The sequence below is a fragment of the Tsukamurella asaccharolytica genome (assembly GCF_007858435.1).
Classification (GTDB): Bacteria; Actinomycetota; Actinomycetes; order Mycobacteriales; family Mycobacteriaceae; genus Tsukamurella; species Tsukamurella asaccharolytica.
Window position 1 is genome coordinate 1 of sequence record NZ_VIGW01000020.1, and the last position, 20,746, is coordinate 20,746.

Sequence of the window (20,746 nt, forward strand, 5' to 3'; positions counted from 1 at the left end):
CGCCGACACGCCCGTCGTGCGGGACGACGGTGCCGCCCACGCGGGCGGCGAGGCGCTCCGCGCGGCGGCGCAGGTCCTCGGGGTCGGCGTGCAGGTAGGCGAGGACGGGCGCCTCGGGTCCGCCGACGGTGGCCTCCAGCGCGGCGAGCACGAGCTTGTCGGCGCGGACGGCCCGCGCGAGGGGGTGTTTCGCGAGCCGGGAGACGAGTTCCGCGCGGCCGAGCAGGATCCCGGCCTGGGGACCGCCGAGGAGCTTGTCGCCGCTCGCGGTCACCACGTCGGCGCCCGCCGCGAGGGCGGAGGCGGCGTCGGGCTCGCCGGGCAGGGCCGGGTCGGCGGCGAGGAGCCCGCTGCCGAGGTCCATCACCAGCGGGACGTCGCCGCACACCGTGCGCAGCTCGGCGAGGGGCACGTCGGCCGTGAAGCCCTCGACGCGGAAGTTGCTGGGGTGCACCTTGAGTACGCACCCGGTCTCCGGCCCGATCGCCTCCGCGTAGTCCCGCGCGTGGGTGCGGTTCGTGGTGCCGACCTCGCGCAGGCGGGCGCCCGTGGAGGCGATGAGGTCCGGCAGCCGGAAGCCCGCGCCGATCTCGATCAGCTCGCCCCGGCTGATGACCACCTCGCGGCCCGCGGCGAGCGCGGTGGTGGCGAGGACGAGGGCCGCGGCGCCGTTGTTGACCACGAGTGCTTCCTCCGCGGCGGGGCACGCGGCGAGCAGTGCCGCGCGGGCGGCGACGCCGCGCTTGCTCCGCGCGCCGGTGCCCAGGTCGAGCTCGACGTCGGTGTATCCGGCGGCGTCGACAAGGGCCGCGACCGCCGCGCCCGACAGCGGAGCCCGGCCGAGGTTGGTGTGCACCACGACGCCGGTGGCGTTGAGCACCGGCCGCAGCGAGGCGGGCGACGCGCCCGCCAGCTGACGCTCGACGGAGCCCGCGACCTCCTCCGGCGCGAGCTCGCCGCGGCGCGCCGCCTCCTGCGCGGCGACGACGGCGGCGCGGACCCTACGCTCGCCGAGCCGATCCGCGGCGGCGACCATCGCGGGCGCGGCGAGGAGGTGGTCGGTGCGGGGAATCCGACTGCGGGGGTCCGTCATCCGCCCTCCTCCGGGGGTCTCGCCGTGGTCCGCCGCGCCGGCGGAGTGTGGCGGAGGTGGACGGGAATCGAACCCGCCAGGCCGAGATACTCGACCTCACCGGTTTTGAAGACCGGGGGGCCCACCAGGAACCCGGACACCTCCGTCGACCAACATAGACCTCCGTCCCGGGCCTCGGGCCGGACCGGTCGGGATAGCGTGGGAGCATGACCGCAGACCTCGCCCGGCTCACGTCCTTCGCGCACGGCGGCGGCTGCGCCTGCAAGATCCCGCCGGGCGAGCTGGAGGAGGCCGTGCGGGGCCTGCAGGGGCAGATCGCGCCGGACGTGCTCGTCGGGCTGGACGACGGGGACGACGCCGCGGCGGTCCGGCTCTCGGACGACCTGGCCGTGCTCTCCACCGCGGACTTCTTCACGCCGGTGGTCGACAGCGCCTACGACTGGGGGCGCATCGCCGCGGCCAACGCCCTCTCGGACGTCTACGCGATGGGCGGGCGGCCGGTGATGGCGATCAACCTCGTGGGCTGGCCTCGCGAGCAGCTGCCGATGGAACTCATGACCGAGGTGCTGCGCGGCGGTGCGGCCGTTGCGCAGGAGGCCGGGTGCCCGGTGATCGGCGGGCACAGCATCGACGATCCCGAGCCCAAGTACGGCATGGCGGTGACCGGCGTCGCGCACCCGGACCGGCTGCTGCGCAACGACTCCGCCGCCGTCGGTCTGCCCCTCACTCTGACCAAGCCGATCGGCGTGGGCCTGCTCAACAACCGGCACAAGCGCACCGGCGAGGTCTTCGAGGCCGCGATCACGACCATGACGGCGCTCAACCGCGACGCCGCGGCCGCGGCCCTCGCGGCGGGCGCCCGCGCGGCCACCGACGTCACCGGGTTCGGCCTGCTCGGGCACCTGTACAAGATGTGCCGGGCGTCGGGCGTCGCGGCGGAGATCGACGCCGCGGCGGTGCCGCTGGTCGACGGCGCGCGCGAGGCCCTGCGGGACGGCTTCGTCTCGGGCGGCACGCGCCGGAACCTCGACTGGGTGGCGCCGCACCTGGACGCCGACGGCGCCGCAGAGGACGACCTGCTGCTTCTCGCCGACGCGCAGACCTCCGGCGGGCTGCTGATCGTGGGCGAGGTGCCGGGCTACCCGGTTGTCGGCCGGACCGTCGCCGGGCCGGCGGGCCGCATGGTCATCCGGTGATCGAGTCGCCCGTGTTCCCGGCTGCGCGGCGCGCGGCGAGGCGCCGCTTCTGGGGCTCGATCGTGTAGCGCGGATCCTTCGCAGATTCGAGGCCGGCCTCGAAGACGCCGAACCGCGTGCACGCCGAGGCCGCGACGAGCGCCCCGCCGGACAGGGCGGCGAGGCCCCGTCGGACCCGGCCCCGGCGACCTCCCGTGAGCAGTGCGCCCACGCCCCCGGCGATGGCGAGCCGCTCGGCCCAGCGCATGAGCTTCCCCGGCGTGCCGTGGTGCAGGGGCTCGGCGGCCACGGGGTCCATGCGGGCCTCCATGATCCGGGTCGCGGCGACGTCGCCGATCACGCCGAGCACCGCAAGGTTCCGGGCCGGCGCCGCCTCCGCGGCCGGCGTGGTGACCAACGCCAGGCCGCCGGCCGCAAGGCTCGCGGAGCTGACGAAGACGAACGGCAGGTCCCGGTAGGCGGCGTTCCACGTGGGCATCGCCGTATCCGCGAGCAGGACCGCGGTGTACGCCGCCAGCGGCGCGGCGACGACAGCCGCACCGAGCCCGGCGGGCGCCTCCCCGAGTCGCAGCACCGTCCGCAGCGGGCCGAGCGGGAGCCGCTCGCCGAGGAGACGGTCGACCTCCACCGCCGCGGCGACGCCGATCATGCCGCTGTAGCCGGAGAGGATCCAGGAGCCGACGCTCATGGGCGAGGTCACCTTGAACGTGCGCATCATGTGCAGGAAGCGTTCCGGGCGGCCGAGGTCCGCGACCAGTGCGAGCGCGCCGACGCCCGCGGCGCCCAGGCCGGCGAGGCGGGCGTTGCGCCGCAGCGCGGGATACCCGGCGAGCTGCGCCCCCGCGGCGAGCAGGCCGGATCCGCCCGCGATACCGCCGAGGACGAGGTACGCGCCGACGGGCGCCTCCCACGGCGGCGGCTTCACGATCGGGTGGCCGTAGTAGCTGTCGACGTGCTCGATCACGGCCTCGGGCACCACGACGTCGTCGGGCCGGCGCCGCTTCGGCGCGCCGTCGCCGCGCGTGCCGCGGCGCTCGGGCCGGGGCGGTCGGAACTGGTCGAACTCGGAGCTGGTCACCGGCGGCCCTTCTTCCGCGCCGAGAGGAACGAGACCGCGGCCGCGGCGATCATGCCCGCGGCGGCGGTGCCGGCGCGCTTGTACATGGCCATGAGGTCGGCGGTGCACACCCTCGGGTCGGGCGGCAGCCCGTAGACCTCGGGCTCGTCGAGCAGCAGGAACACCGAGCCGGTGCCGCCCACGCCGTCGTCGTCGTTGGCGCCGTAGAGCCGCGCCTCGGTCATGCCCTGGGCGTGCAGCTGCGCGACGCGCTCGCGGGCCGTCGCCACCATCTCCTCGCGCTCGCCGAACTTGATCGACGTGGTGGGACAGGTCTTGGCGCAGGCCGGCGTCTCGTCGTCGCGGAGCCGGTCGTAGCAGAGGGTGCACTTCTGGGCGATGCCGCGGTTGTCGACCGGGGGCTGCTCGCCCTTGCGGTGGCCTTCGCGCACCGTCGGGGCGACGGTGCCGTCGCTACGCCGCTCGACCACGCCGAAAGGGCAGCCGGCGACGCAGGTGCCGCAGCCGTTGCAGATGTCGTTCTGCACCACGACGGTGCCGAATTCGGTGCGCATCATGGCGCCCGTCGGGCACACGTCGAGACAGCCCGCGTGCGTGCAGTGCTTGCACACGTCGGAGGACATGAGCCAACGGAACTCCGGGGTGTCCGGCGGCGTGACGTCGGCCTCGCCCCAGGCCGGCATCTCCTCGCTCGCCGGGGCGGCGCCGCGGATCGCGGGCATGCCGAGACCGACGAGGGCGCGGCCGGACTCGCGGGCCCGCTCGATGCGCTCGCGGTCCTGTTCGATGAAGGCCACATGCCGCCACGTGCTGGCGCCGAGCGCGACGGTGTTGTCGTAGGACATGCCCGTGAGCTCGAGGTCCCCGTCGCGCGGGTTGCGGTTCCACTCCTTGCACGCCACCTCGCACGCCTTGCAGCCGATGCAGATGGACGTGTCCGTGAAGAAGCCGCGCCGCGCCTCGTGCACGTGCCAGTGCGCGTCGGCACTCGGGTCGGTGGGGCCGGTCAGCTGTCCCATCGGGCCTCCCTCGGCGGCGTGAGCCGCACGTTGTCCGTCGACGTGGTGACGCCCGCCCGGTCGCGGTAGCTCTGCACCAGTTCCTCCAGCGCCGCGCCGCGCGGCCGCCGGCCCGCGATGACGGTGCAGGAACCCACCTTCGACTCCTGGATCTGCGTGTTCGGGTCGAGCGTGACCCCGATGAGGTCGTTGGCGGCGTCGCCCGTGACCACGGCGTCGCTGCCGACGCCCCAGTGGTAGGGCAGGCCGACCTGGTGCACGGTGCGCCCGCCGATCGTCAACGGCCGCATCCGCTCGGTGACCAGCACGCGGCACTCGATCGCGGCGCGCGGCGAGATGATCGTGGCCCAGCCCTCGTTCTCGAGCCCGCACTCCGCGGCGAGCCCCGGGGAGACCTCGCAGAACATCTCCGGCTGCAGCTCCGCCAGGTACGGCGACCAGCGGCTCATGCCGCCGGCGGTGTGGTGCTCGGTGAGCCGGTAGGTGGTGAAGACGTACGGGTAGACGTCCGCGCCCGGATCACCCGCGCTGGGCGCGTCGAGGTTGTCCTCGCGCGGGAACATCACCCGCGCAGGCGCCTGCTGCTGCGGGTAGATCGCATTGCGCACCGGCGACTCCTGCGCCTCGTAGTGGGTCGGCAGCGGACCGTCGACGAGGCCCGTCGGCGCGAAGAGCCAGCCCTTGCCGTCGGACTGCATGATGAACGGGTCGTCGCCGGCGAGGGCGCCGACCCCCGTCGCCCCGGGTTCGGGGACGGTGCCGGGGGCGAGCGTGGCCGGGAAGTCGGGGACGTCGGGCCCGGCCCACCGGCCCGCGGCCTCGTCCCACCACAGGTACTTCTTGCGCTCGCTCCACGGGCGCCCCTGCGGGTCCGCCGAGGCGCGGTTGTAGAGGATCCGCCGGTCGGCGGGCCAAACCCAGCCCCATTCGGACTGCGTGATGCCGCCACCGCCCTGCGGGACGCGGCGCGCGGAGTGATTGGCACCGTCGGCGTAGACGCCCGTGTAGATCCAGCAGCCCGCGATCGTCGAGCCGTCCGCCGTCAACTGCGTGTACGAAGTGAGATTCTTTCCCGCGTCGGGCCCGGAGACGAAGCGGCCGTTGATCTCCGAGAGCACCGCCTCGGGATCGGGGTTGCCGTGCGCGTCGGGCGGGTAGTCCCAGGTGAGATCCAGCAGCGGGCGGTCGCGCTCATCGGTCGAACCGGCGAGCCGCTGCCGGATCCGGAGGCCGAGGTCGTAGAAGAAGTCGAGCTCGCTCTGGGCCTGACCCGGCGGCTGCACGGCCTGGTGGCGCCACTGCAGCATCCGCTGGGTCTGCGTGAACGAGCCGGCCTTCTCGACGTGCGTGGCGGCCGGCATGAAGAAGACCTCGGTGCCGATGTCCTCGGTGCGCAGCTCGCCCGAGGCGATCTCGGGGCCGTCCTTCCACCACGTCGCCGACTCGATCATGTTGAGGTCGCGCACCACGAGCCACTTGAGCTTCGCCATACCCATGCGCTGCTGTCGCCCGTTCGCGGATCCGACCGCGGGGTTCTGGCCGAGCACGAAGTACCCGTCGACCTTCCCGTCCAGCATGGCGACGGCGGTCTGGTAGGTGCCCGCCGGTCCGTCGAGCTTCGGCAGGTAGTCGTAGGCGAAGTCGTTCTCCGCGGTCGCGGCCTCGCCGAACCAGGCCTTGAGCAAGCTGATCATGTACGTGTCGGCGTACTGCCAGTACCCCTTGCCGGTCTCCGGGCGGACCGACGCGATGTAGTCGGCGAGGGAGTCGTGCTTGCCCACCGAGGGCATCGGCAGGTAGCCGGGCAGCAGATTGAACAGCGTGGGGATGTCGGTCGAGCCCTGGATGCTGGCGTGCCCGCGCAAGGCCATGATGCCGCTGCCCGGCCGCCCGACGTTGCCCAGCAGCAACTGAAGGATGGCCGCGGTGCGGATGAACTGCGCGCCCATCGTGTGCTGCGTCCACCCGGTGGCGTAGCCGAAGCACGTCGTGCGCTCGCGACCGGAATTGCTCGTGATCGAGTCCGCCAGGTAGGTGAACTCGGCCGGCGAGATGCCGCACATGTCGGCAACGACCTCCGGGGTGTAGCGCGCGTAGTGGCGGCGCAGCACCTGGAAGACGGTCCGCGGGTCCTGCAGCGTCTCGTCGCGCCCGTCGGCGTACCGCCACGTCGACTGGTCGTACTTGCCGGTCTCCGGGTCGAACCCCGAGAACAGTCCGTCGAGGTCCTCCGTGTCGCGGTAGTCCTCGCCGACCATCTCCGCCGCGTTGGTGTACGCCACGACGTAGTCGTGGAAGTACGCGTCGGTGGCGAGCACGTGGTTGATGAGCCCACCGAGCAGCACGATGTCCGAGCCCGCGCGGATCGGCACGTGCCGGTCCGCCACGGCGGAGGTCCGCGTGAACCGCGGGTCCACGTGGATCACCCGCGCCCCGCGGGCCTTCGCTTCAGCGACCCACTGGAACCCGACGGGGTGCGCCTCCGCCATGTTGCCACCCATGAGCACGATGCAATCCGCGTTGGCCATGTCCTGTAGGGACTGGGTGGCGCCGCCGCGCCCGAACGAGGCTCCCAGACCGGGAACCGTGGCGGAGTGTCATATGCGGGCCTGGTTCTCGATCTGGATGGCGCCCGCGGCAGTGAACAGCTTCTTGATGAGGTAGTTCTCCTCATTGTCGAGCGTGGCGCCGCCGAGCGAGGCGATGCCCATGGTGCGGCGCAGCGGCCGCCCGTGCTCGTCGTAGTCCTGCCAGCCGTGCCGCCGAGCCTCGATGAACCGGTCGGCGATCATGTCGATCGCGGTGTCCCGGTCGAGGTCCTGCCACTCCGTGGCGTAGGGCGCGCGGTAGCGGATCTTCGTCTGCCGCAGCGGGTTGTTCACCAGCTGCTCGCTGGACGAGCCCTTGGGGCACAGGCGGCCGCGCGAGATGGGCGAATCCGGGTCGCCCTCGATCTGGATGACCTTCTCGTCCTTGACGTAGACCTTCTGGCCGCAGCCGACGGCGCAGAACGGGCAGACGCTCTGCACCACGCGGTCGGCGGTCTTCGTGCGCGGCTCGAGCGCACGGGTACGCGCGGACTCGACGGCCGGGCCGCGGCCGAAGACGTCGCCGGAACGGAGCTGCCGCAGTACCGGCCATTCGAGGGGGCTGAACCTCGTCATGCCCCTGAGCCTAGTCCCGCGCCGCGGGCGCCGCTCCGGAATCCGCGGTCGCCGCCGTGGATCCACGGGTGAGGCGCGCAGGAGTGCGTATTCGGCTTCCTGCCGACGTGGTCGGACGGTACGTATCGTGGTGCGTACACGCTCATCCGAGGAGGACCTGCATGCAAACCGGTCGCGCTCTGCTGCTGGACATGGACGGCACGCTGGTGGATTCGCTCGACGGTGCCCCGCACGCGCTGGTGACGTCCGCCGACTGCATCGCCTTCGAGGACTCCGAGTCCGGCATCGCCGCGGCGAAGACCGCCGGAATGCGCGTCGACGGCGAGGGCATCCACCTGACCTTCTGACCCGGCACCGTCGGATCCAGATGAGACGGTCGGCCGCCCCGGCGACATAGAGGGGGTGTGACGTCCACGATGAGAACCGACGAATCCGCGGACCGGACCCTCCTCGCCCGCGCCGCGGGCGGCGACGGCTCGGCGTTCGCGGCGATCCACGACCGCCACGTGCGCCCCGTCTACTGGCAGGCGTACACCGTCCTGCGCGACGCCGACGCCGCGCAGGAAGTCGCGCAGGACACCTTCCTCACGCTCTGGCGCCGCATCGCCTCCGTGCGGATCGTGGACGAGTCGGTGCTCCCGTGGCTGCTCACCACCGCGCGGTACACCGCGCTGAACGCGGGCAGGCGCCTCTCGGCGGTCCGCGACAGAGCGGCGCCGCTCGACGACGCCGAACCGCCGGGCGCCGCACCGTCGCCCGAGGACGAGGTGCTCGCCGCAGAGATCCGCGCGCTCATCGCCGCCGCGGTGAGTTCCCTGTCGCCCACCGACCAGCGTCTCTACCGCCTGTGCGTGGAAGACGACCAGACCTACGAGCGGGCCGCGGCCGAGGTGGGCGTCACCCACGCCGCCGTGCGCAACCGCGTCTCCAGGCTGCGCAGCCGCCTGCGCGCCGACCTGAGCACCCTGAGGGAGCAGTCATGACCACCCGGATCACCCCCGACGACATCCTCACCGACGACCGGCTCGCCGCGATGCGGTCCGCGGTGCTGACCGAGGTGAACGACGACCTCCGGACCCGTCGGCGTAGCCGCCGGCGTCGGACGATGGGCATCGCCGCGGCCGCCGCCGTCGCGGTCGTCGCCGTGGGCGGAGGCGTCGTCGCGACCCAGCTCCAAGGCGACAAGACCGAGTCCGCGTACTCCGCCCCCGCTCCGCAGACAGGGGCGCGCGGGGCCGCGGAGTCCGCGCCCACAGGCGGCCGGGCCGCCGTGGCCCCCGCCCCGAAGGCCGCGCCGGACGCGCCGTCGACCCCGGTGAACGCGCCGGCGAACCGGCAGGTGATCACGACCGGCACCGTCGACGTGACGAACGCGGACCCGGCCTCGGCGGCCAAGGAGCTGGCCGCGACCGCGGAGCGCCTCGGCGGCCGCGTCGACGCGCGCACCGAATCCGGCGGGGAGAAGGCCCGGGCGACGCTGACGCTCCGAGTGCCGAACGACAAGGTGAACGAGCTCGTGGAGAAGGTCGGCGGCCTCGGCGAGGTCGGCTCCGTCCGGCTCGAGCACGAGGACGTGACCGGCACCGTCGTGGACCTCGAGGCGCGGATCCGCGCGACGCAGGTCTCCGTCGACCGGCTGACGGCGATCCTCGCGAGGGCCGAGACCACCGACCAGGTGATCGCGGCGGAGTCCGCGCTCACGTCGCGCCAGCAGGAGCTCGAATCCCTGCAGTCGCGGCGCGCGGCGATCGGGGACCAGGTCGCACTCTCGACGGTGACGGTGACGGTCGAGAAGCCGACGGTGACCGTCGACCGGTCCGGGTTCACGGGCGGGCTGCGGGACGGCTGGGACGCGCTGCTCGGTGCCGGGCGGTGGTTGCTGGTGATCGCGGGCGCGGTGCTGCCGTGGGCCGCGGTGCTGCTGGTGCTCTACGGGGTCTACCGGGCGGTGCGCCGCTTCCGGCCCCGCCCGTGACCGCCTGGAACGCGGGCCTCAGCGCGGCGCCGCAACGGTGCCGCGCTCGCCGGCGGGGGCAACACGAGTGTTAGACCTGCGCGAGCGGGACGCCGGGATCGGCGAGACGCGCGGCGTCGACCACCCGGCGGGACGTGATCAGCGCACGCACATCGTCGCCCACGTCCCACACGTTCACGTTCATACCGGCCAGAACGCGCCCCTCCGCCAGCCAGAAGGCGACGAACTCGAGGGCGTCCAGGTCGCCGCGGATCACCACGTGGTCGTACCCGGTCGACAGGCCCAGGTATTCCATGCCGAGCTGGTATTGGTCGGTGAAGAAGTACGGGAGACGGTCGTAGACCTCGGACCCGCCGAGGATGTTGGCGGCGGCGACGCGCGGCTGGTTGAGGGCATTGGCCCAGTGCTCGACGCGCACGCGCCGTCCGACCGTCGGGTTCTCGGCGGCGGCGATGTCACCGACGGCGAAGACGTGCGGGTCGGAGGTGCGCAGCCCCGCGTCGACGGCCACGCCGCCCTCCGCGGTCTCCAGGCCGGCCGCCTCGGCCAGCTCGATGTTCGGCATCGCCCCGATCCCGACGAGCACGGCGTCGGTCTCGATCGTGGTCCCGTCCTCGAGGACCAGTCCCTTCCCGCCGGGCTCGACGGCCTGCACGCCGACGCCGGTACGCAGGTCGACGCCGTGCGAGCGGTGCAGGTCGGCGAAGACCGTGCCGAGCTCGGGGCCGAGGGCGCCGAGGAGCGGCTGTTCGGCGGGTTCGATGACGGTGACCCCCAGGCCGGCCTCGCGGGCCGCGGCGGCCGCCTCGAGCCCGATCCAGCCGCCGCCGACGACGCCCAGGCGACCGCCCTTGTCGAAGGCGGCTCGCAGGGCGTCGCTGTCGTCGAGGGTGCGCAAGTAGTGCACCCCGTCGGCCCCCGGCAGCGGCCGCGCGCGAGACCCCGTGGCCAGCACCAGGTCGTCATAGGCCAGCGACTCCCCCGTATCCAGGCCGACGGTGCGCGCCTCCCGGTCGAGGGACGTCGCGCGGACGCCGGTCCGCAGGGTGACGTCGTGGTCGGCGTACCAGGCGGCGTCGAAGGTGAAGACGCTGTCGCGCTCGGCCTTGCCCTGCAAGTAGTCCTTGGACAGCGGGGGTCGCTCGTACGGCGGATGGGATTCGGCGCCGATCAGCGTGATCGAGCCGTCGTGGCCCAGATCCCGTAGCGCCTCGGCCGCTTTCGCGGCCGCCAGTCCTGCTCCGACGATGACGATCGCACCCATGCCCTCGACCGTAGACCCGTCCGTCGACGAGGGGAACCCCTCGCATCGACGTATCGGATGCACGATTCGTCCGGTTCGCTACGCTCGGATCATGGAAATACTACGCAACGTAATAGTTCTGGTGCACATCGTGGGTTTCGCCGTCACGTTCGGCAGCTGGGTCGCCTCGGCGGCAGCGGGCCGGTTCCGGTTCGAACGGGTCATGGACTACGGACTGCTGGTCTCGCTCGTCACCGGGCTTGCGCTCGCCGCACCGTGGCCTGCGGGGATCGAGCTGAACTACCCGAAGATCGGGATCAAACTGGTCATCCTGCTCGCGCTCGGCGGCCTGCTCGGGATGGGGAGCGCGCGGCAGAAGCGAACCGGCGAGGCCGTCCCGCGCGGGATGTTCTACGCCGCGGGCGTGCTGTCGCTGATCGCCGCGGGGCTCGCCGTCATCTGGTGACGCCGATGTCCACCAGCTCTGCCGTCTCCGTCGCCGATAGCTCGGCCTCGATGCGCCAGACGCGTCGGAGACAGTACGTCCTCCTTCGGTGAACACCCGATAGCCGCCGCCCCGGTGCGACGCCCCCTGTTCTCGTAGTGCCGGACCTGCCGCGTCGCCCGAGATGCGTCAATCAACAGTTGACAACCCGCCTTCGTCAACTCATGATTGACACATGTCCTCGAACAGCCCCGTCAGCCTCGACGCCCTCATCCGCACCGTGCACGCGCTCCACCCGGACGGCGACGCACTCGACCACCTGGGCGACGCCGTCGCGGTCGCGGCGCACCTCGGCGAGACCGCCGACCACCTCGTCGGGCACTTCGTCGACCAGGCGCGGCGCAGCGGCGCCACCTGGACCTCGATCGGCGAGTCCATGGGGATGACGAAGCAGGCGGCGCAGCAGCGCTCGGCGCCGCCGAGCATCGACCCGTCGGCGCTGATCGACGCGACCGGCTCGCCGTACTCGCGGTTCACGCCGCGGGCGCGGAGTGTCGTGGTGGCGGCGCAGGACGAGGCGCGCGAGGTGGGGAGCCCGGTGATCGACACCGACCACATGCTGCTGGGTCTGTTCCGCGAGCCCGAGGGAATCGCTGCCCGCCTACTCCTCGGTCGGGGAATCACTGAGGAGGCGGTCACCGAAGCCGTCCTGCACCGGCAGAGTTCGACGCCGGACTCCCAGGAGAGCCCGGAGCTCATTCCCTTCTCACCGGCGGCGAAGAAGGTCGTGGAGATGGTGCTGCGCGAGGCGCTCCGACTGGGCCACAACTACGTCGGCACCGAGCACATCCTGCTCGGCATCCTGGCGGAGGGCACCGGCCCCGGCGCGGCCTTCCTGATCGAGCGCGACGTGGACCACGCGACGATCGACGCCGCGGTACGCGAGGTCCTTTCGGCGTACCAACCCGAGTGAGGTGGCGCGCGGTACCGTAAGCCCATGGCCTCCATCGCACGCCTCACGCCAGCCCTGATCCTCGCTCTCGTGTCCGCCGCGATCGCCGCGCCTGCGACGGCCGCGAGCTGCACTCCCGCGCGGCAGCTCGCCGCGGCGGACGCCTACCTCGCCGCCCTCAGCGATCGCACGAAGGCCGGCGCGGTACCGTTCGCGCCGAACGCCGTCCGGTTCGAGAACGGTCTTCAGACCGGGTTCTCCGGCGAGCAGTTGCGCCGGGACCTGGACCGCCACCTGCAGTACTCGGTCATGGACGCTCCACGGGTCACCGCACGGACGGTCGCCCCGGGCGGCGACCGCGACCTGCTCAACTACCGTTTCATCGTGCCCGTCCGGATCGCGGGGCAGCGCATCGTGGACGCCCCGACCGACGAGGACTTCCGGATTCCGCGGAGCACCTGCCTCATCACCCGCATCGACGCGCGAATCACGGTCGCGCCGCCGCGCTGAGCGTCACCCGACGCGGTCGGCAAGGGTGGGCAGGCCCTGCCCGCCTAGCTCCTCCAGGCCGACGGTGCGCCCGCTCACGGCGAGCAGCAGGGCGAGCAGCGGACCGGTGACCTCCGGGCCGTCGCCGAGCGTGACGTCCGCGTCGGTGGCGCGCAACCGCAGCCCCGCGACGTGCTCCTTCGCACCGCCCATGCCCTTCCCGGTACGGGCCTGCAGGCGCAGGGCCCGCTCCACCGCCTCCGTCGGGTACTCGCCGACGGCGCCCAGCGGACGCCGGATGTCCTCGCCGTGCACGACGGCTTCGACGAGCCGGGTATCGAGCGGAGCGGGCGGGCCCGAGGTGCGGTCGACGAGCGCGCGGAACCGGTCGAGCATCTGCGCCGCCGGGCCGAGCTCGCGGTCGACCCCGTTCTGGTTGTCACGGTCGAAGTCGAAACGAGCGAGGATCATTCCCTTGACGAAGCCCAGGCGCGTGGTATTCGCGGTGGAGATCTGATGGGCGACGACGTCGCGCACGCGCCACCCCGGGCAGAGGGACGGCGTGTCCCAGCGCGCATCGTCGACGCCCTCGAGGTAGGCGATCAGGGCGCGGCGCTCCGCGTGGACCAACTGCCAGGCATCGGACATGGCACTCCTTCGTCCCGCTCACCGTAACGCGGAACACCTCAGCGGCGGAGCTGGATCGAACTCCCCGCCGCGGCGGACCCTCGCAGCACGACCAGCGGCCCGGCGGCACCGTCGGGAGGACCGGCCTTGTCCTTGAGCGAGCTCCATCCCGAGTACTCCATGCCGGTCGCATCCACGCGCATCGTCGGCGGGAGTCGCAGCTTGAGCGTGCTCCACGAGATCTGCACCTCGATCTCGACACCGCCGTAGGGGAGGTCGGCGCTGCGGAAGTCGAGCTTCGCGGTTCCCATCGATCCCGTGATCCGCAGACGCGCGGGCACCGCCCACACACCTCTGCGGCGCACCGTCGTCCATTCCAGGTCGAGGGCCTCGACCGATCGGTCCGCAGCGTCCGGCACCGACGGGAACAGCCTGTCGCGTATCGGAAGATCGTTCACGAGGCCCTGCAACTCACCACGATTGGCGGCGCTGTAAGCCGCATGCGTACGCTGGTCGAACTCCTGGACGGTCAGGTACCCGGTGGCCATCGCCTCGCCGAGCAGCTCGACCGCCCGCTGTCGTTCGGGGTCACCCACCCGGATTCCATCGCTGTCCGCCATGGCCCGACCCTAACGATTCCGCCCTGATTCCGCCGCTATCGCCCGGTTCCGCGGGCGCGGCGCCCCAGGTACTCCCGCTCGGCGGGATCGGTGGTGAGCGAGATCGCCTTCGCGTAGGCCGCATCGGCGGCGGGATCGCCGAGACGATCGAGCAGCGATGCGCGCAGGGCCCACGCGGACTGCAGCCGCTCCACGCCGTCGAGGGCGTCGAGCGCGCCCAGTCCCGCACGCGCACCGTCGGTCTCGGCCACGACGGCGGCGCGGGCGACGGCCGCGCCGCGGGTGGGAGCGAGGCTGAGGAGCGCGTCGTAGAGGCGCCGAAGGTGGGCCCAGTCCGGCGGCTCGCCGGCGCCCCGGGCGCAGTGCACGGCGCCTACAGCGGCCTCCAGTTGGAACCGGCCGACGGAGCCGAGCGCGTGGGCGGTGCGCAGGTGCCGGTGCCCCGCCGCGACGAAGTTCCGGTCCCACCGCCGGGGATCCTGCTGTGCGAGGGGGACGTAGCGTCCGTCCTCGTCGACGCGGGCCGGCAGTCGGGCGCTGGAGAGGTACAGCAGAGCGGCGAGGCCGTGCGCCTCGGCGACTGACGGCGCCGCGTCGGCGATGGTGCCGGCGAGCCCGAGAAGCAGAGCGTGCCGTTCGCGCGGCGGGGTGGGCCACTCCATCGCGTACGAGCCGTAGACGGCCTCGAGGACGGGAGCGAGTCGGTCGGGGAGCTCCGCGGGTCCGGGGACTTCGAACGGGATCCGCTCCCGCTCGATGCGCTTCTTCGCCCGCGTCAGGCGGGCGGCCATCGTGGCGGTCGGGACCAGGAACGCCGCCCCGATCTGCGCGGCGGTGAACCCCAGGACGGTGTTGAGCATGAGCGGCACGCTCGCGCCCGCGAGATCGGGGTGGGCGCAGACGAGGAGCAGTTCGAGCCGCCGGTCGCGACCGGCCTCCGGCGCCGCCCCGTCGTGCTCGGCCTCGTCGAAAGGCACGGTGGTGCGCTCGGCCGCGGACTTCCACCGGTCCCGCTGCCGATTCCGCGCGACGGTGAGCAGCCAGGCGTCCGGGTCGTCGGGCACACCGTCGAGCGGCCAGCGCGTCAGGGCCCGCTCGAAGGCGTCGGCGAGCGCGTCCTCGGCGGAGGCCACATCGTGCGTGCGGGCGGCGAGCAGCGCGAGGAGCCGCCCGTACGAGGTGCGGGCGGCGTTCTCCGCCCGCACCTGCGCATCGGTGTCCACCGCTCGTGCCCGTCAGTCCGTGCAGGCCGCGGCGTTCCAGATGCCCTCGTCGCAGGCGGCGGCGACCTTGCGGACCTCGATCACCGCGTATTGGGTGGCGGGGTGCCTCTCCGCCCAGGCGAGCGCGGCGTCGCGGTCCGGCACGTCGAGCAGGAAGACGCCGGCGAGCGCCTCGCGGGTGTCCGCGAAGGGTCCGTCCTCGATCCGGAGGTCACCGTCGCGCCGCGTGACGGTGACCGTCTGCGCCTGCGGTTCCAGGATCTCGGCACCGATCAGCACGCCCGCGGCCTGCAGGGCGGCGGTGTAGTCGGCCATCGCCTGCTGCATCTGCAGCAGGGCCTCCTCCGGGATCTCGCCCTCGGCGGGCTCGGCGTTGTTGAGCAGCAGTGCGTAATGCATGATTCCTCCTGATGTCCACTGTGCCCCAGGGGCGGGGCACAGTGATGACGATCGAGGCGACGCGGAATCGACAGTTCCCCGGGGAGGATCTTCTAGCGGTCGGCGAGCAGTGCCAGGACACCCTCGGCGACGGCGTGCGCGCTGGCCGGGTTCTGCCCGGTCACGACGGTGCCGTCGGTGACGGCGAACGGGGCCCACGCCTCGTCGGCCTGCACGTAGGTGGCGCCGCGCTCGGCGATCTTCTCCTCCAGGTTGAAGGGGACGATGGCGTCGACTCCGGCGAGCACCTCCTCGTTCCAGGAGAAGCCGGCGATGCGGCGGCCCGCGATGAGCGGCGCACCGTCGGCCTTCGTGGCGCCGAGGAGTCCGGCGGTGCCGTGGCAGACGGTGGAGACGACCTTGCCGGCCCCGTCGAAGTCGCGGAGCAGGGCCGCGAGTCGCTCGTCGGTCGGGAAGTCGAACATGACGCCGTGGCCGCCCGTGAGGTAGATCGCGTCGAAGTCGGCGGCGTCCACGTCCCGCAGCGACGGGGTGTTCCGGAGGCGATCCATGAAGGCGGGATCGTCGTAGCGTTCGCGCGTGCCGCCCTGCGCGAGCACCTCGTGGCTGAGGGATTCGGGGTCGATGGGGACGAAGCCACCGTCGATGCTGGCGATGACGGTGGTGTGCCCGGCGGCCTCGACGGCGTCGACGAAGTGGGTCAGCTCGCCGAGCCAGAGGCCGGTGCGGCGGCCGCTCACGGCGTAGGACGGGACGCTGGTGGCGACGACCAGGATGCGGCTCATGACGTTCTCCTCACGATGGGTGTGCGTGCCACCTTGAACGGTACCGAGGCGCGCGTCACTACCTCGTCAGCGCGAGGTGCAGCAGCGGGTACGGGCGGCCCTCGCCGTCGGTCTCGCTGCGCCCCGTCACGGTGAAGCCGCTGTGGTCGTAGAAGCCGACGGCCTGCTCGTTCTGTTCGTTGACGTCGACGGTGCGCACCCCGAGTTCCCGGACCGCGTGACCGAGGAGCGCGCGCCCGACGCCCCGGCCTCGACTGTCGGCGTGCACGAAGAGCATCGCGAGGTCCTCGCCGGCCGTTCCGGCGAAGCCGGCCACGGCACCGTCGACCTCCGCGACGGTGAGCCGGACCTGCGGGAAGTAGTCGCTCGCCAGGCGCGCCTCGATGGCGTCGCGGTCGTCGTCGGCGAGGAAGTCGTGGGTGGCGTCGACGGAGCTGCGCCACACCCGCACGAGCACGGGGTACTCCTCCCGTCCGCGGCAGTCGCGCAGCAGAACGTCGGTCACCCGCGGAGTGCGGCGAGAGCGCGGTCGGCGTGGACCTGCATGTTCACCTCGGAGGCGATGACATCGGCGACGGTGCCGTCGGCGCGGATCGCGAAGGTGGTGCGCTTGGTGGGCATGCCGGCGAGCTTGAGCAGGCCGCCGCGACCCACCCCGTAGGCCGCCGCGACGGTGCCGTCGACGTCCGAGAGCAGCGGGTAGTCGAGACCGTGCTTGGCGGTCCAGTCCTGCTGCTTGGCGACGGCGTCACGGCTGATCCCGACGCGCTGCACGCCCGCCTCCCCGAACTCGGCCGCGAGGTCGCGGAAGTGGCACGCCTCCTTGGTGCAGCCCGGTGTGAACGCCGCCGGGTAGAAGAACAGCGCGACGGGGCCGGCGGCGAGCAGGTCGCTCAGCTTCCGCGGCGTGCCGTCCTGATCGGGCAGTTCGAAGTCGGGTGCCTTGTCGCCGGGTTTCATGCCGACAAGGCTAGCCTGGCGGCATGAGCTTCACCGGATTCCCCGAGGCGGCGCTGGACTTCTACGACGACCTGGAAGCCGACAACTCCAAGGTCTTCTGGGAGGCGCACAAGGAGGTCTACACGACCGCCGTCGCCCGGCCGATGGCGGCGCTGACCGAGGAGCTGGCCGACGAGTTCGGCACCGCGAAGATCTTCCGGCCCTACCGCGACGTCCGCTTCTCCAAGGACAAGACCCCGTACAAGACGCACCAGGGCGCGTTCGTCGGCGTCGGGCCGGCCACCGGCTACTACGTGCAGATCGGCGCGCCCGGGGTGCGGGTGGGCGCCGGCTTCTACGACGCGAGCCCCACGCGACTCGCCGCCTTCCGGAAGGCGATCGACAATGAACTGTACGGACCGGCGCTGGAGCAGGTGATCGCGAAGCTGCGTCGCACGGGCTGGGAAATCGGCGGCGAGACGCTCAAGACCGCGCCGCGCGGTTGGGACGCCGACCACCCGCGGATCGAGCTGCTGCGACACAAGTCGCTCACCGCGATGCGCGACTACGGGTTCGAGGAGATCATCCACACGCCGAAGCTGGTGCCGCGGATCCGCAAGCACTGGCGCGAGACCACGGCGCTGCTCGATTGGCTGGTCGAGCACGGCGATGCCTGACCCCGCACCCGCTCCCCGCACTGGGAGCACGGCCGAGCGATCTCGATGGCGATGGCTCTGGTGGGTCTGCGCCTACCTCGCGCTCGGCCTCGGCATCGTCGGCGCCGTGGTGCCCCTGATGCCGACCACCGTGTTCATCCTCATCGCGGCGTACTGCGCAGCCCGTGGTTCGGACACCCTGCACCGCAAACTCCTGGATCATCGAGTTTTCGGCCCGATGATCCGCGATTGGCAGGCCACCGGCGCGGTGAGCCGCAAGGCCAAATACATGGCCCTCGGCAGCATGGCGGTGTGCGCGGTGATCCTGTTCCTCGCCACTCCGCACTGGTGGATCGCCACGATCGGCACCGCCATCATGGCGGTCATCGGCATCTGGCTCTGGCTCCGCCCGGAGCCCGAGGGCACCGACGCAGTCAGTCGTCCAGAGCGGTGACCGCGATGCCGTAGGGCAGGAACCGCACCCTCCGGGTGGAGTCGGTGTTGTGCTGGTTGGAGCGCAGCGCGTCGATCTCGGTGGCGTAGACCTGCTCGACGCGGGCGCTGCCGTCCTCGGCGGTGGCCACGATCGCCCACACGCCGTCGCCGCTCTCGCCCGTCGTCTCCGGCTGACGGTGCGGGCGGCGCCCGGCATCGTCGAACAGCCCGGAGAACGCCTCCCGGCCAGCGGTGCCGCCGACGAGTCGGCCGATCATGTCCCGGGCCTCGCGGGCGAGGTCGTCGAACTCGCCCGGACCGAACCCGAACGGGTTGTCTTTACCTGCCATGCTGACTCCTCGAGCCGTAGGAACCCACTTGACTCCAGTGTCCATGCCCGGCGAGCCCGTGGCCACCCCGTTCTTCCTGGGCGAACCGCGTCAGTCGAGGCAGAACTCGTTGCCCTCGACGTCGGCCATCGTGAGACAGGACTCATTCGCGCCATCGGCCTCCTGCAGGTAGAGACGGGTCGCGCCCAGCTTCTCCAGCCGCGCGCCCTCCGCCTCCAGCGCCGCGAGACGCTCGGCGCCCACCATCCCGGTGCCGACGCGGACGTCGAGGTGCACGCGGTTCTTGACCGTCTTGCCCTCGGGGACCCGCTGGAAGAACAGGCGCGGGCCGACGCCGTTCGGATCGACGCACGCGAAGGCGGAGCCGTGCACCTCCGCCGGCAACGACGCCTCGAAGGCGTCCCAGTCGTCGAATCCCGGCGGGGGCGGCGGCACGACGTAGCCGAGCGCCTCGCACCAGAAGAGCGCGACGCGCTTCGGGTCCGCACAATCGAAGGTGACCTGGATCTGCCTGACAGTCATGGACCGACCGTAGTCAGCACTGCGGTCGGTTCACGACCTGATTTCGCAGGAGTCACCAGCCGCGGCCGAGGTCGACGACGGCGCGGCCGGTGTACTCGCCCGCCCGGAGGGCCTCGACGACGGCACCGACACCGTCGATCCCGATGTCGTTGGCGACGAGATCCAGGTGCCGCGGCCGCAGGTCCGTCTCGATGCGCTGCCACAGGGCACGCCGCTGCGCGATCGGCAGGAGCACCGACTCGATGCCGGCGAGGGTGACGCCGCGGAGGATGAAGGGCATCACGGTGGTCTTGATCCCCGCGCCGCCGGTGAGACCGCTGGCGGCGACGACGCCGCCGTAATTGAGGGTGCTGATCACGTCGGCGAGCGCGGCGCCGCCCACGCAGTCGACGGCCGCGGCCCAGCGGCTCTTCCCGAGCGGCCGGGGCTTGGCTTCCGGGTCGAGCGGAAGCCGGCCGATGACGTCGGCGGCGCCCAGTTCGCGCAGCCGGTCCGCCGCAGCGGGCTTGCCCGACGAGGCGACGACCTCGTAGCCGAGGCCCGCCAGGAGGTCGATGCTGGTGGAACCGACGCCGCCGGTCGCGCCGGTGACCACGACGGGGCCGTCGGCGGGCGCGATCCCCGCATCGACGATCGCGGCCACGCTCATGGCCGCCGTGAAACCCGCGGTGCCGACCGCGGCGGCCTCGCGCGTGCTCAGCGAGGCGAGCTTCACGGCCCACTCGGCCGGGACGACGGCCTGTTCGGCGTAGCCGCCGTCGCGGGCGGTGCCGATCTCGTAGCCGTGCGCGATGACGCGGTCGCCCGCGGCGAACTCGTCGGAGGTGGACTCCACGACGGTGCCGGCGACGTCGATGCCCGGGACGATCGGGTACTGGCGCACCACGCCGCCGCCGGGCGTGAGCGCGAGCGCGTCCTTGAAGTTGACGCCGGAGAACTCGACGGCGATCCGCAGCTGCCCGGGTTCGAGCGGTGCCGGGTCGCGGGTCTCGACGCGAGTGGTCACCGCGTCGTCGGCGAATTCGGCGATCAGGGCCCGGAACTGGGTCATCGTGGTCACTCCTGGAGGTCTCGGCGGGTTTCCCGCGATCCTAGAGGGAGTCGACCACGGCGGCGATGCGTCGCTCGCGGGTCTCGGCCCGCTTCGCCTCGGCCACGCCGCGCGCCGCTTCCTTACGGCGGGTGTGGCTCAGCGCGTCGAAGGCCTCGCGCACGCCGGCGGCCTGGAGTGCGGCCGCGAGATCGTCCGGTACCTCGACGGTGCGTTCCGCCTCGTCGAGCTCGACGACGACGTCGACGGTGTCGCCGATCTCGACCTCGAGTTCCTTCCGCGCAGCCTTCGACAGGCCGATCAGGTTGGAGCCGCCCATGGCCGCGAGCCGCAGCCGCGCGGTGCGGTCGCCGATGGTGACCCGCACCGCCGCCCGCTTCCCTCCGCCGAGCTCGTCGACCTGGGCGTCGGTCAGTTCGATCGCGGTGGCAGGTCCGACGGGTTCCAGCGTCGTGCGTACGTGCAGTGCCATGCGTACTCCTTCT

The 20,746-nt window shown here is 72.4% G+C and carries 25 protein-coding genes and 1 tRNA gene; 9 read left to right on the top strand and 17 right to left on the bottom strand.

What is annotated here, in order from left to right; all coding sequences use genetic code 11:
* A partial coding sequence (selA, locus tag FK529_RS18985) for an L-seryl-tRNA(Sec) selenium transferase (RefSeq protein ID WP_146564111.1) occupies positions 1-1,093 on the bottom strand: 1,093 nt, incomplete at its 3' end.
* 48 nt (positions 1,094-1,141) lie between these two features.
* Positions 1,142-1,237, bottom strand: a tRNA-Sec gene (locus tag FK529_RS18990).
* A gap of 62 nt (positions 1,238-1,299) precedes the next feature.
* Between FK529_RS18990 and selD the strand changes: the two genes are divergently transcribed.
* Positions 1,300-2,289: a selenide, water dikinase SelD gene (selD, locus tag FK529_RS18995; protein ID WP_146564112.1), complete on the top strand. Its 990-nt coding sequence runs from the start codon at positions 1,300-1,302 to the stop codon at positions 2,287-2,289.
* Here selD and nrfD read toward each other — a convergent pair.
* The 3 genes from nrfD to fdnG are packed head-to-tail and all read right to left on the bottom strand — an operon-like array spanning position 2,279 to position 7,550.
* Positions 2,279-3,367 carry an NrfD/PsrC family molybdoenzyme membrane anchor subunit gene (gene nrfD, locus FK529_RS19000; protein ID WP_146564114.1) on the bottom strand — a complete coding sequence of 363 codons (1,089 nt, stop codon included), beginning with the start codon at positions 3,365-3,367 and terminating at the stop codon, positions 2,279-2,281. The two genes, selD and nrfD, sit on opposite strands and share 11 nt — an antisense overlap.
* The gene (locus tag FK529_RS19005; RefSeq protein WP_146564116.1) at positions 3,364-4,386 is read right to left on the bottom strand and encodes a 4Fe-4S dicluster domain-containing protein; all 1,023 of its coding nucleotides are present in this window, start codon (positions 4,384-4,386) and stop codon (positions 3,364-3,366) included. Before FK529_RS19005 ends, nrfD begins: the two co-directional genes overlap by 4 nt.
* A complete protein-coding gene (fdnG, locus tag FK529_RS19010) occupies positions 4,374-7,550 on the bottom strand; it encodes a formate dehydrogenase-N subunit alpha (protein ID WP_193559732.1) in 3,177 nt (1,058 codons plus the stop codon). The genes FK529_RS19005 and fdnG overlap by 13 nt, the downstream gene beginning before the upstream one ends.
* A gap of 161 nt (positions 7,551-7,711) precedes the next feature.
* Between fdnG and FK529_RS20310 the strand changes: the two genes are divergently transcribed.
* The 3 genes from FK529_RS20310 (at position 7,712) to FK529_RS19030 (ending at position 9,525) form a co-directional block, all read left to right on the top strand.
* The gene (locus tag FK529_RS20310; protein ID WP_193559733.1) at positions 7,712-7,897 is read left to right on the top strand and encodes a hypothetical protein; all 186 of its coding nucleotides are present in this window, start codon (positions 7,712-7,714) and stop codon (positions 7,895-7,897) included.
* 69 nt (positions 7,898-7,966) lie between these two features.
* Positions 7,967-8,533, top strand: a complete 567-nt coding sequence (locus FK529_RS19025; RefSeq protein ID WP_146564122.1) for an RNA polymerase sigma factor — start codon at positions 7,967-7,969, stop codon at positions 8,531-8,533.
* Positions 8,530-9,525, top strand: a complete 996-nt coding sequence (locus FK529_RS19030) for a DUF4349 domain-containing protein (protein ID WP_146564124.1) — start codon at positions 8,530-8,532, stop codon at positions 9,523-9,525. The genes FK529_RS19025 and FK529_RS19030 overlap by 4 nt, the downstream gene beginning before the upstream one ends.
* A gap of 70 nt (positions 9,526-9,595) precedes the next feature.
* Here the strand turns inward: FK529_RS19030 and FK529_RS19035 are convergent, their stop codons facing one another.
* Positions 9,596-10,789, bottom strand: coding sequence for an NAD(P)/FAD-dependent oxidoreductase (locus tag FK529_RS19035; RefSeq protein WP_146564126.1), 1,194 nt, complete (start codon positions 10,787-10,789; stop codon positions 9,596-9,598).
* 91 nt (positions 10,790-10,880) lie between these two features.
* Between FK529_RS19035 and FK529_RS19040 the strand changes: the two genes are divergently transcribed.
* The 3 genes from FK529_RS19040 to FK529_RS19050 all read left to right on the top strand — a co-directional run bounded on the left by FK529_RS19040 (position 10,881) and on the right by FK529_RS19050 (position 12,675).
* On the top strand, positions 10,881-11,234 hold the full coding sequence (locus tag FK529_RS19040; protein WP_146564128.1) for a Fe-S protein: 354 nt from the start codon (positions 10,881-10,883) through the stop codon (positions 11,232-11,234).
* 214 nt (positions 11,235-11,448) lie between these two features.
* Positions 11,449-12,186: a Clp protease N-terminal domain-containing protein gene (locus tag FK529_RS19045; RefSeq protein ID WP_146564129.1), complete on the top strand. Its 738-nt coding sequence runs from the start codon at positions 11,449-11,451 to the stop codon at positions 12,184-12,186.
* A 24-nt stretch (positions 12,187-12,210) separates the two neighbouring features.
* A complete protein-coding gene (locus tag FK529_RS19050) occupies positions 12,211-12,675 on the top strand; it encodes a DUF8021 domain-containing protein (protein ID WP_146564131.1) in 465 nt (154 codons plus the stop codon).
* Between the two features lie 3 nt (positions 12,676-12,678).
* Here the strand turns inward: FK529_RS19050 and FK529_RS19055 are convergent, their stop codons facing one another.
* The 7 genes from FK529_RS19055 to FK529_RS19085 form a co-directional block, all read right to left on the bottom strand.
* The gene (locus FK529_RS19055) at positions 12,679-13,302 is read right to left on the bottom strand and encodes a maleylpyruvate isomerase family mycothiol-dependent enzyme (protein ID WP_146564133.1); all 624 of its coding nucleotides are present in this window, start codon (positions 13,300-13,302) and stop codon (positions 12,679-12,681) included.
* A 38-nt stretch (positions 13,303-13,340) separates the two neighbouring features.
* Positions 13,341-13,901, bottom strand: coding sequence for a DUF1707 SHOCT-like domain-containing protein (locus tag FK529_RS19060; RefSeq protein WP_146564135.1), 561 nt, complete (start codon positions 13,899-13,901; stop codon positions 13,341-13,343).
* A 35-nt stretch (positions 13,902-13,936) separates the two neighbouring features.
* The gene (locus FK529_RS19065; RefSeq protein WP_146564137.1) at positions 13,937-15,124 is read right to left on the bottom strand and encodes an RNA polymerase sigma factor; all 1,188 of its coding nucleotides are present in this window, start codon (positions 15,122-15,124) and stop codon (positions 13,937-13,939) included.
* Positions 15,125-15,136: 12 nt separating this feature from the next.
* Positions 15,137-15,523 carry a YciI family protein gene (locus FK529_RS19070; protein WP_146564139.1) on the bottom strand — a complete coding sequence of 129 codons (387 nt, stop codon included), beginning with the start codon at positions 15,521-15,523 and terminating at the stop codon, positions 15,137-15,139.
* 92 nt (positions 15,524-15,615) lie between these two features.
* Positions 15,616-16,308, bottom strand: a complete 693-nt coding sequence (locus tag FK529_RS19075; RefSeq protein ID WP_146564140.1) for a type 1 glutamine amidotransferase domain-containing protein — start codon at positions 16,306-16,308, stop codon at positions 15,616-15,618.
* 58 nt (positions 16,309-16,366) lie between these two features.
* A complete protein-coding gene (locus tag FK529_RS19080; protein ID WP_205124409.1) occupies positions 16,367-16,813 on the bottom strand; it encodes an acetyltransferase in 447 nt (148 codons plus the stop codon).
* A complete protein-coding gene (locus tag FK529_RS19085) occupies positions 16,810-17,268 on the bottom strand; it encodes a peroxiredoxin (RefSeq protein WP_146564142.1) in 459 nt (152 codons plus the stop codon). Before FK529_RS19085 ends, FK529_RS19080 begins: the two co-directional genes overlap by 4 nt.
* 23 nt (positions 17,269-17,291) lie before the next feature.
* Here FK529_RS19085 and FK529_RS19090 point away from each other — a divergent pair, with 23 nt between their 5' ends.
* Entirely contained in the window at positions 17,292-17,924 is a 633-nt protein-coding gene (locus FK529_RS19090; protein WP_146564144.1) for a DUF2461 domain-containing protein, read from the top strand.
* On the top strand, positions 17,917-18,357 hold the full coding sequence (locus FK529_RS19095; protein WP_146564146.1) for a YbaN family protein: 441 nt from the start codon (positions 17,917-17,919) through the stop codon (positions 18,355-18,357). The genes FK529_RS19090 and FK529_RS19095 overlap by 8 nt, the downstream gene beginning before the upstream one ends.
* On the opposite strand, the gene FK529_RS19100 is transcribed toward FK529_RS19095, so the two are convergent.
* The 4 genes from FK529_RS19100 to FK529_RS19115 form a co-directional block, all read right to left on the bottom strand.
* Positions 18,338-18,688 carry an Rv0313 family protein gene (locus FK529_RS19100; protein ID WP_146564148.1) on the bottom strand — a complete coding sequence of 117 codons (351 nt, stop codon included), beginning with the start codon at positions 18,686-18,688 and terminating at the stop codon, positions 18,338-18,340. The two genes, FK529_RS19095 and FK529_RS19100, sit on opposite strands and share 20 nt — an antisense overlap.
* A 90-nt stretch (positions 18,689-18,778) precedes the next feature.
* Positions 18,779-19,210 carry a VOC family protein gene (locus tag FK529_RS19105; RefSeq protein ID WP_146564151.1) on the bottom strand — a complete coding sequence of 144 codons (432 nt, stop codon included), beginning with the start codon at positions 19,208-19,210 and terminating at the stop codon, positions 18,779-18,781.
* Between the two features lie 52 nt (positions 19,211-19,262).
* Positions 19,263-20,261: an acrylyl-CoA reductase family protein gene (locus tag FK529_RS19110; protein ID WP_146564153.1), complete on the bottom strand. Its 999-nt coding sequence runs from the start codon at positions 20,259-20,261 to the stop codon at positions 19,263-19,265.
* A 40-nt stretch (positions 20,262-20,301) separates the two neighbouring features.
* Entirely contained in the window at positions 20,302-20,733 is a 432-nt protein-coding gene (locus FK529_RS19115; RefSeq protein ID WP_146564155.1) for a YdeI/OmpD-associated family protein, read from the bottom strand.
* Positions 20,734-20,746 lie beyond the last annotated feature (13 nt).

Excerpts from the sequence above, each read along its gene's own strand:
- selD (WP_146564112.1), top strand. The coding sequence starts at position 1,300 with ATGACCGCAGACCTCGCCCGGCTCACGTCCTTCGCGCACGGCGGCGGC.
- FK529_RS19005 (WP_146564116.1), bottom strand. The coding sequence starts at position 4,386 with ATGGGACAGCTGACCGGCCCCACCGACCCGAGTGCCGACGCGCACTGG.
- FK529_RS20310 (WP_193559733.1), top strand. The coding sequence starts at position 7,712 with ATGCAAACCGGTCGCGCTCTGCTGCTGGACATGGACGGCACGCTGGTG.
- FK529_RS19025 (WP_146564122.1), top strand. The coding sequence starts at position 7,967 with ATGAGAACCGACGAATCCGCGGACCGGACCCTCCTCGCCCGCGCCGCG.
- FK529_RS19030 (WP_146564124.1), top strand. The coding sequence starts at position 8,530 with ATGACCACCCGGATCACCCCCGACGACATCCTCACCGACGACCGGCTC.
- FK529_RS19035 (WP_146564126.1), bottom strand. The coding sequence starts at position 10,789 with ATGGGTGCGATCGTCATCGTCGGAGCAGGACTGGCGGCCGCGAAAGCG.
- FK529_RS19040 (WP_146564128.1), top strand. The coding sequence starts at position 10,881 with ATGGAAATACTACGCAACGTAATAGTTCTGGTGCACATCGTGGGTTTC.
- FK529_RS19045 (WP_146564129.1), top strand. The coding sequence starts at position 11,449 with ATGTCCTCGAACAGCCCCGTCAGCCTCGACGCCCTCATCCGCACCGTG.
- FK529_RS19050 (WP_146564131.1), top strand. The coding sequence starts at position 12,211 with ATGGCCTCCATCGCACGCCTCACGCCAGCCCTGATCCTCGCTCTCGTG.
- FK529_RS19055 (WP_146564133.1), bottom strand. The coding sequence starts at position 13,302 with ATGTCCGATGCCTGGCAGTTGGTCCACGCGGAGCGCCGCGCCCTGATC.
- FK529_RS19060 (WP_146564135.1), bottom strand. The coding sequence starts at position 13,901 with ATGGCGGACAGCGATGGAATCCGGGTGGGTGACCCCGAACGACAGCGG.
- FK529_RS19070 (WP_146564139.1), bottom strand. The coding sequence starts at position 15,523 with ATGCATTACGCACTGCTGCTCAACAACGCCGAGCCCGCCGAGGGCGAG.
- FK529_RS19075 (WP_146564140.1), bottom strand. The coding sequence starts at position 16,308 with ATGAGCCGCATCCTGGTCGTCGCCACCAGCGTCCCGTCCTACGCCGTG.
- FK529_RS19085 (WP_146564142.1), bottom strand. The coding sequence starts at position 17,268 with ATGAAACCCGGCGACAAGGCACCCGACTTCGAACTGCCCGATCAGGAC.
- FK529_RS19090 (WP_146564144.1), top strand. The coding sequence starts at position 17,292 with ATGAGCTTCACCGGATTCCCCGAGGCGGCGCTGGACTTCTACGACGAC.
- FK529_RS19095 (WP_146564146.1), top strand. The coding sequence starts at position 17,917 with ATGCCTGACCCCGCACCCGCTCCCCGCACTGGGAGCACGGCCGAGCGA.
- FK529_RS19100 (WP_146564148.1), bottom strand. The coding sequence starts at position 18,688 with ATGGCAGGTAAAGACAACCCGTTCGGGTTCGGTCCGGGCGAGTTCGAC.
- FK529_RS19105 (WP_146564151.1), bottom strand. The coding sequence starts at position 19,210 with ATGACTGTCAGGCAGATCCAGGTCACCTTCGATTGTGCGGACCCGAAG.
- FK529_RS19110 (WP_146564153.1), bottom strand. The coding sequence starts at position 20,261 with ATGACCCAGTTCCGGGCCCTGATCGCCGAATTCGCCGACGACGCGGTG.
- FK529_RS19115 (WP_146564155.1), bottom strand. The coding sequence starts at position 20,733 with ATGGCACTGCACGTACGCACGACGCTGGAACCCGTCGGACCTGCCACC.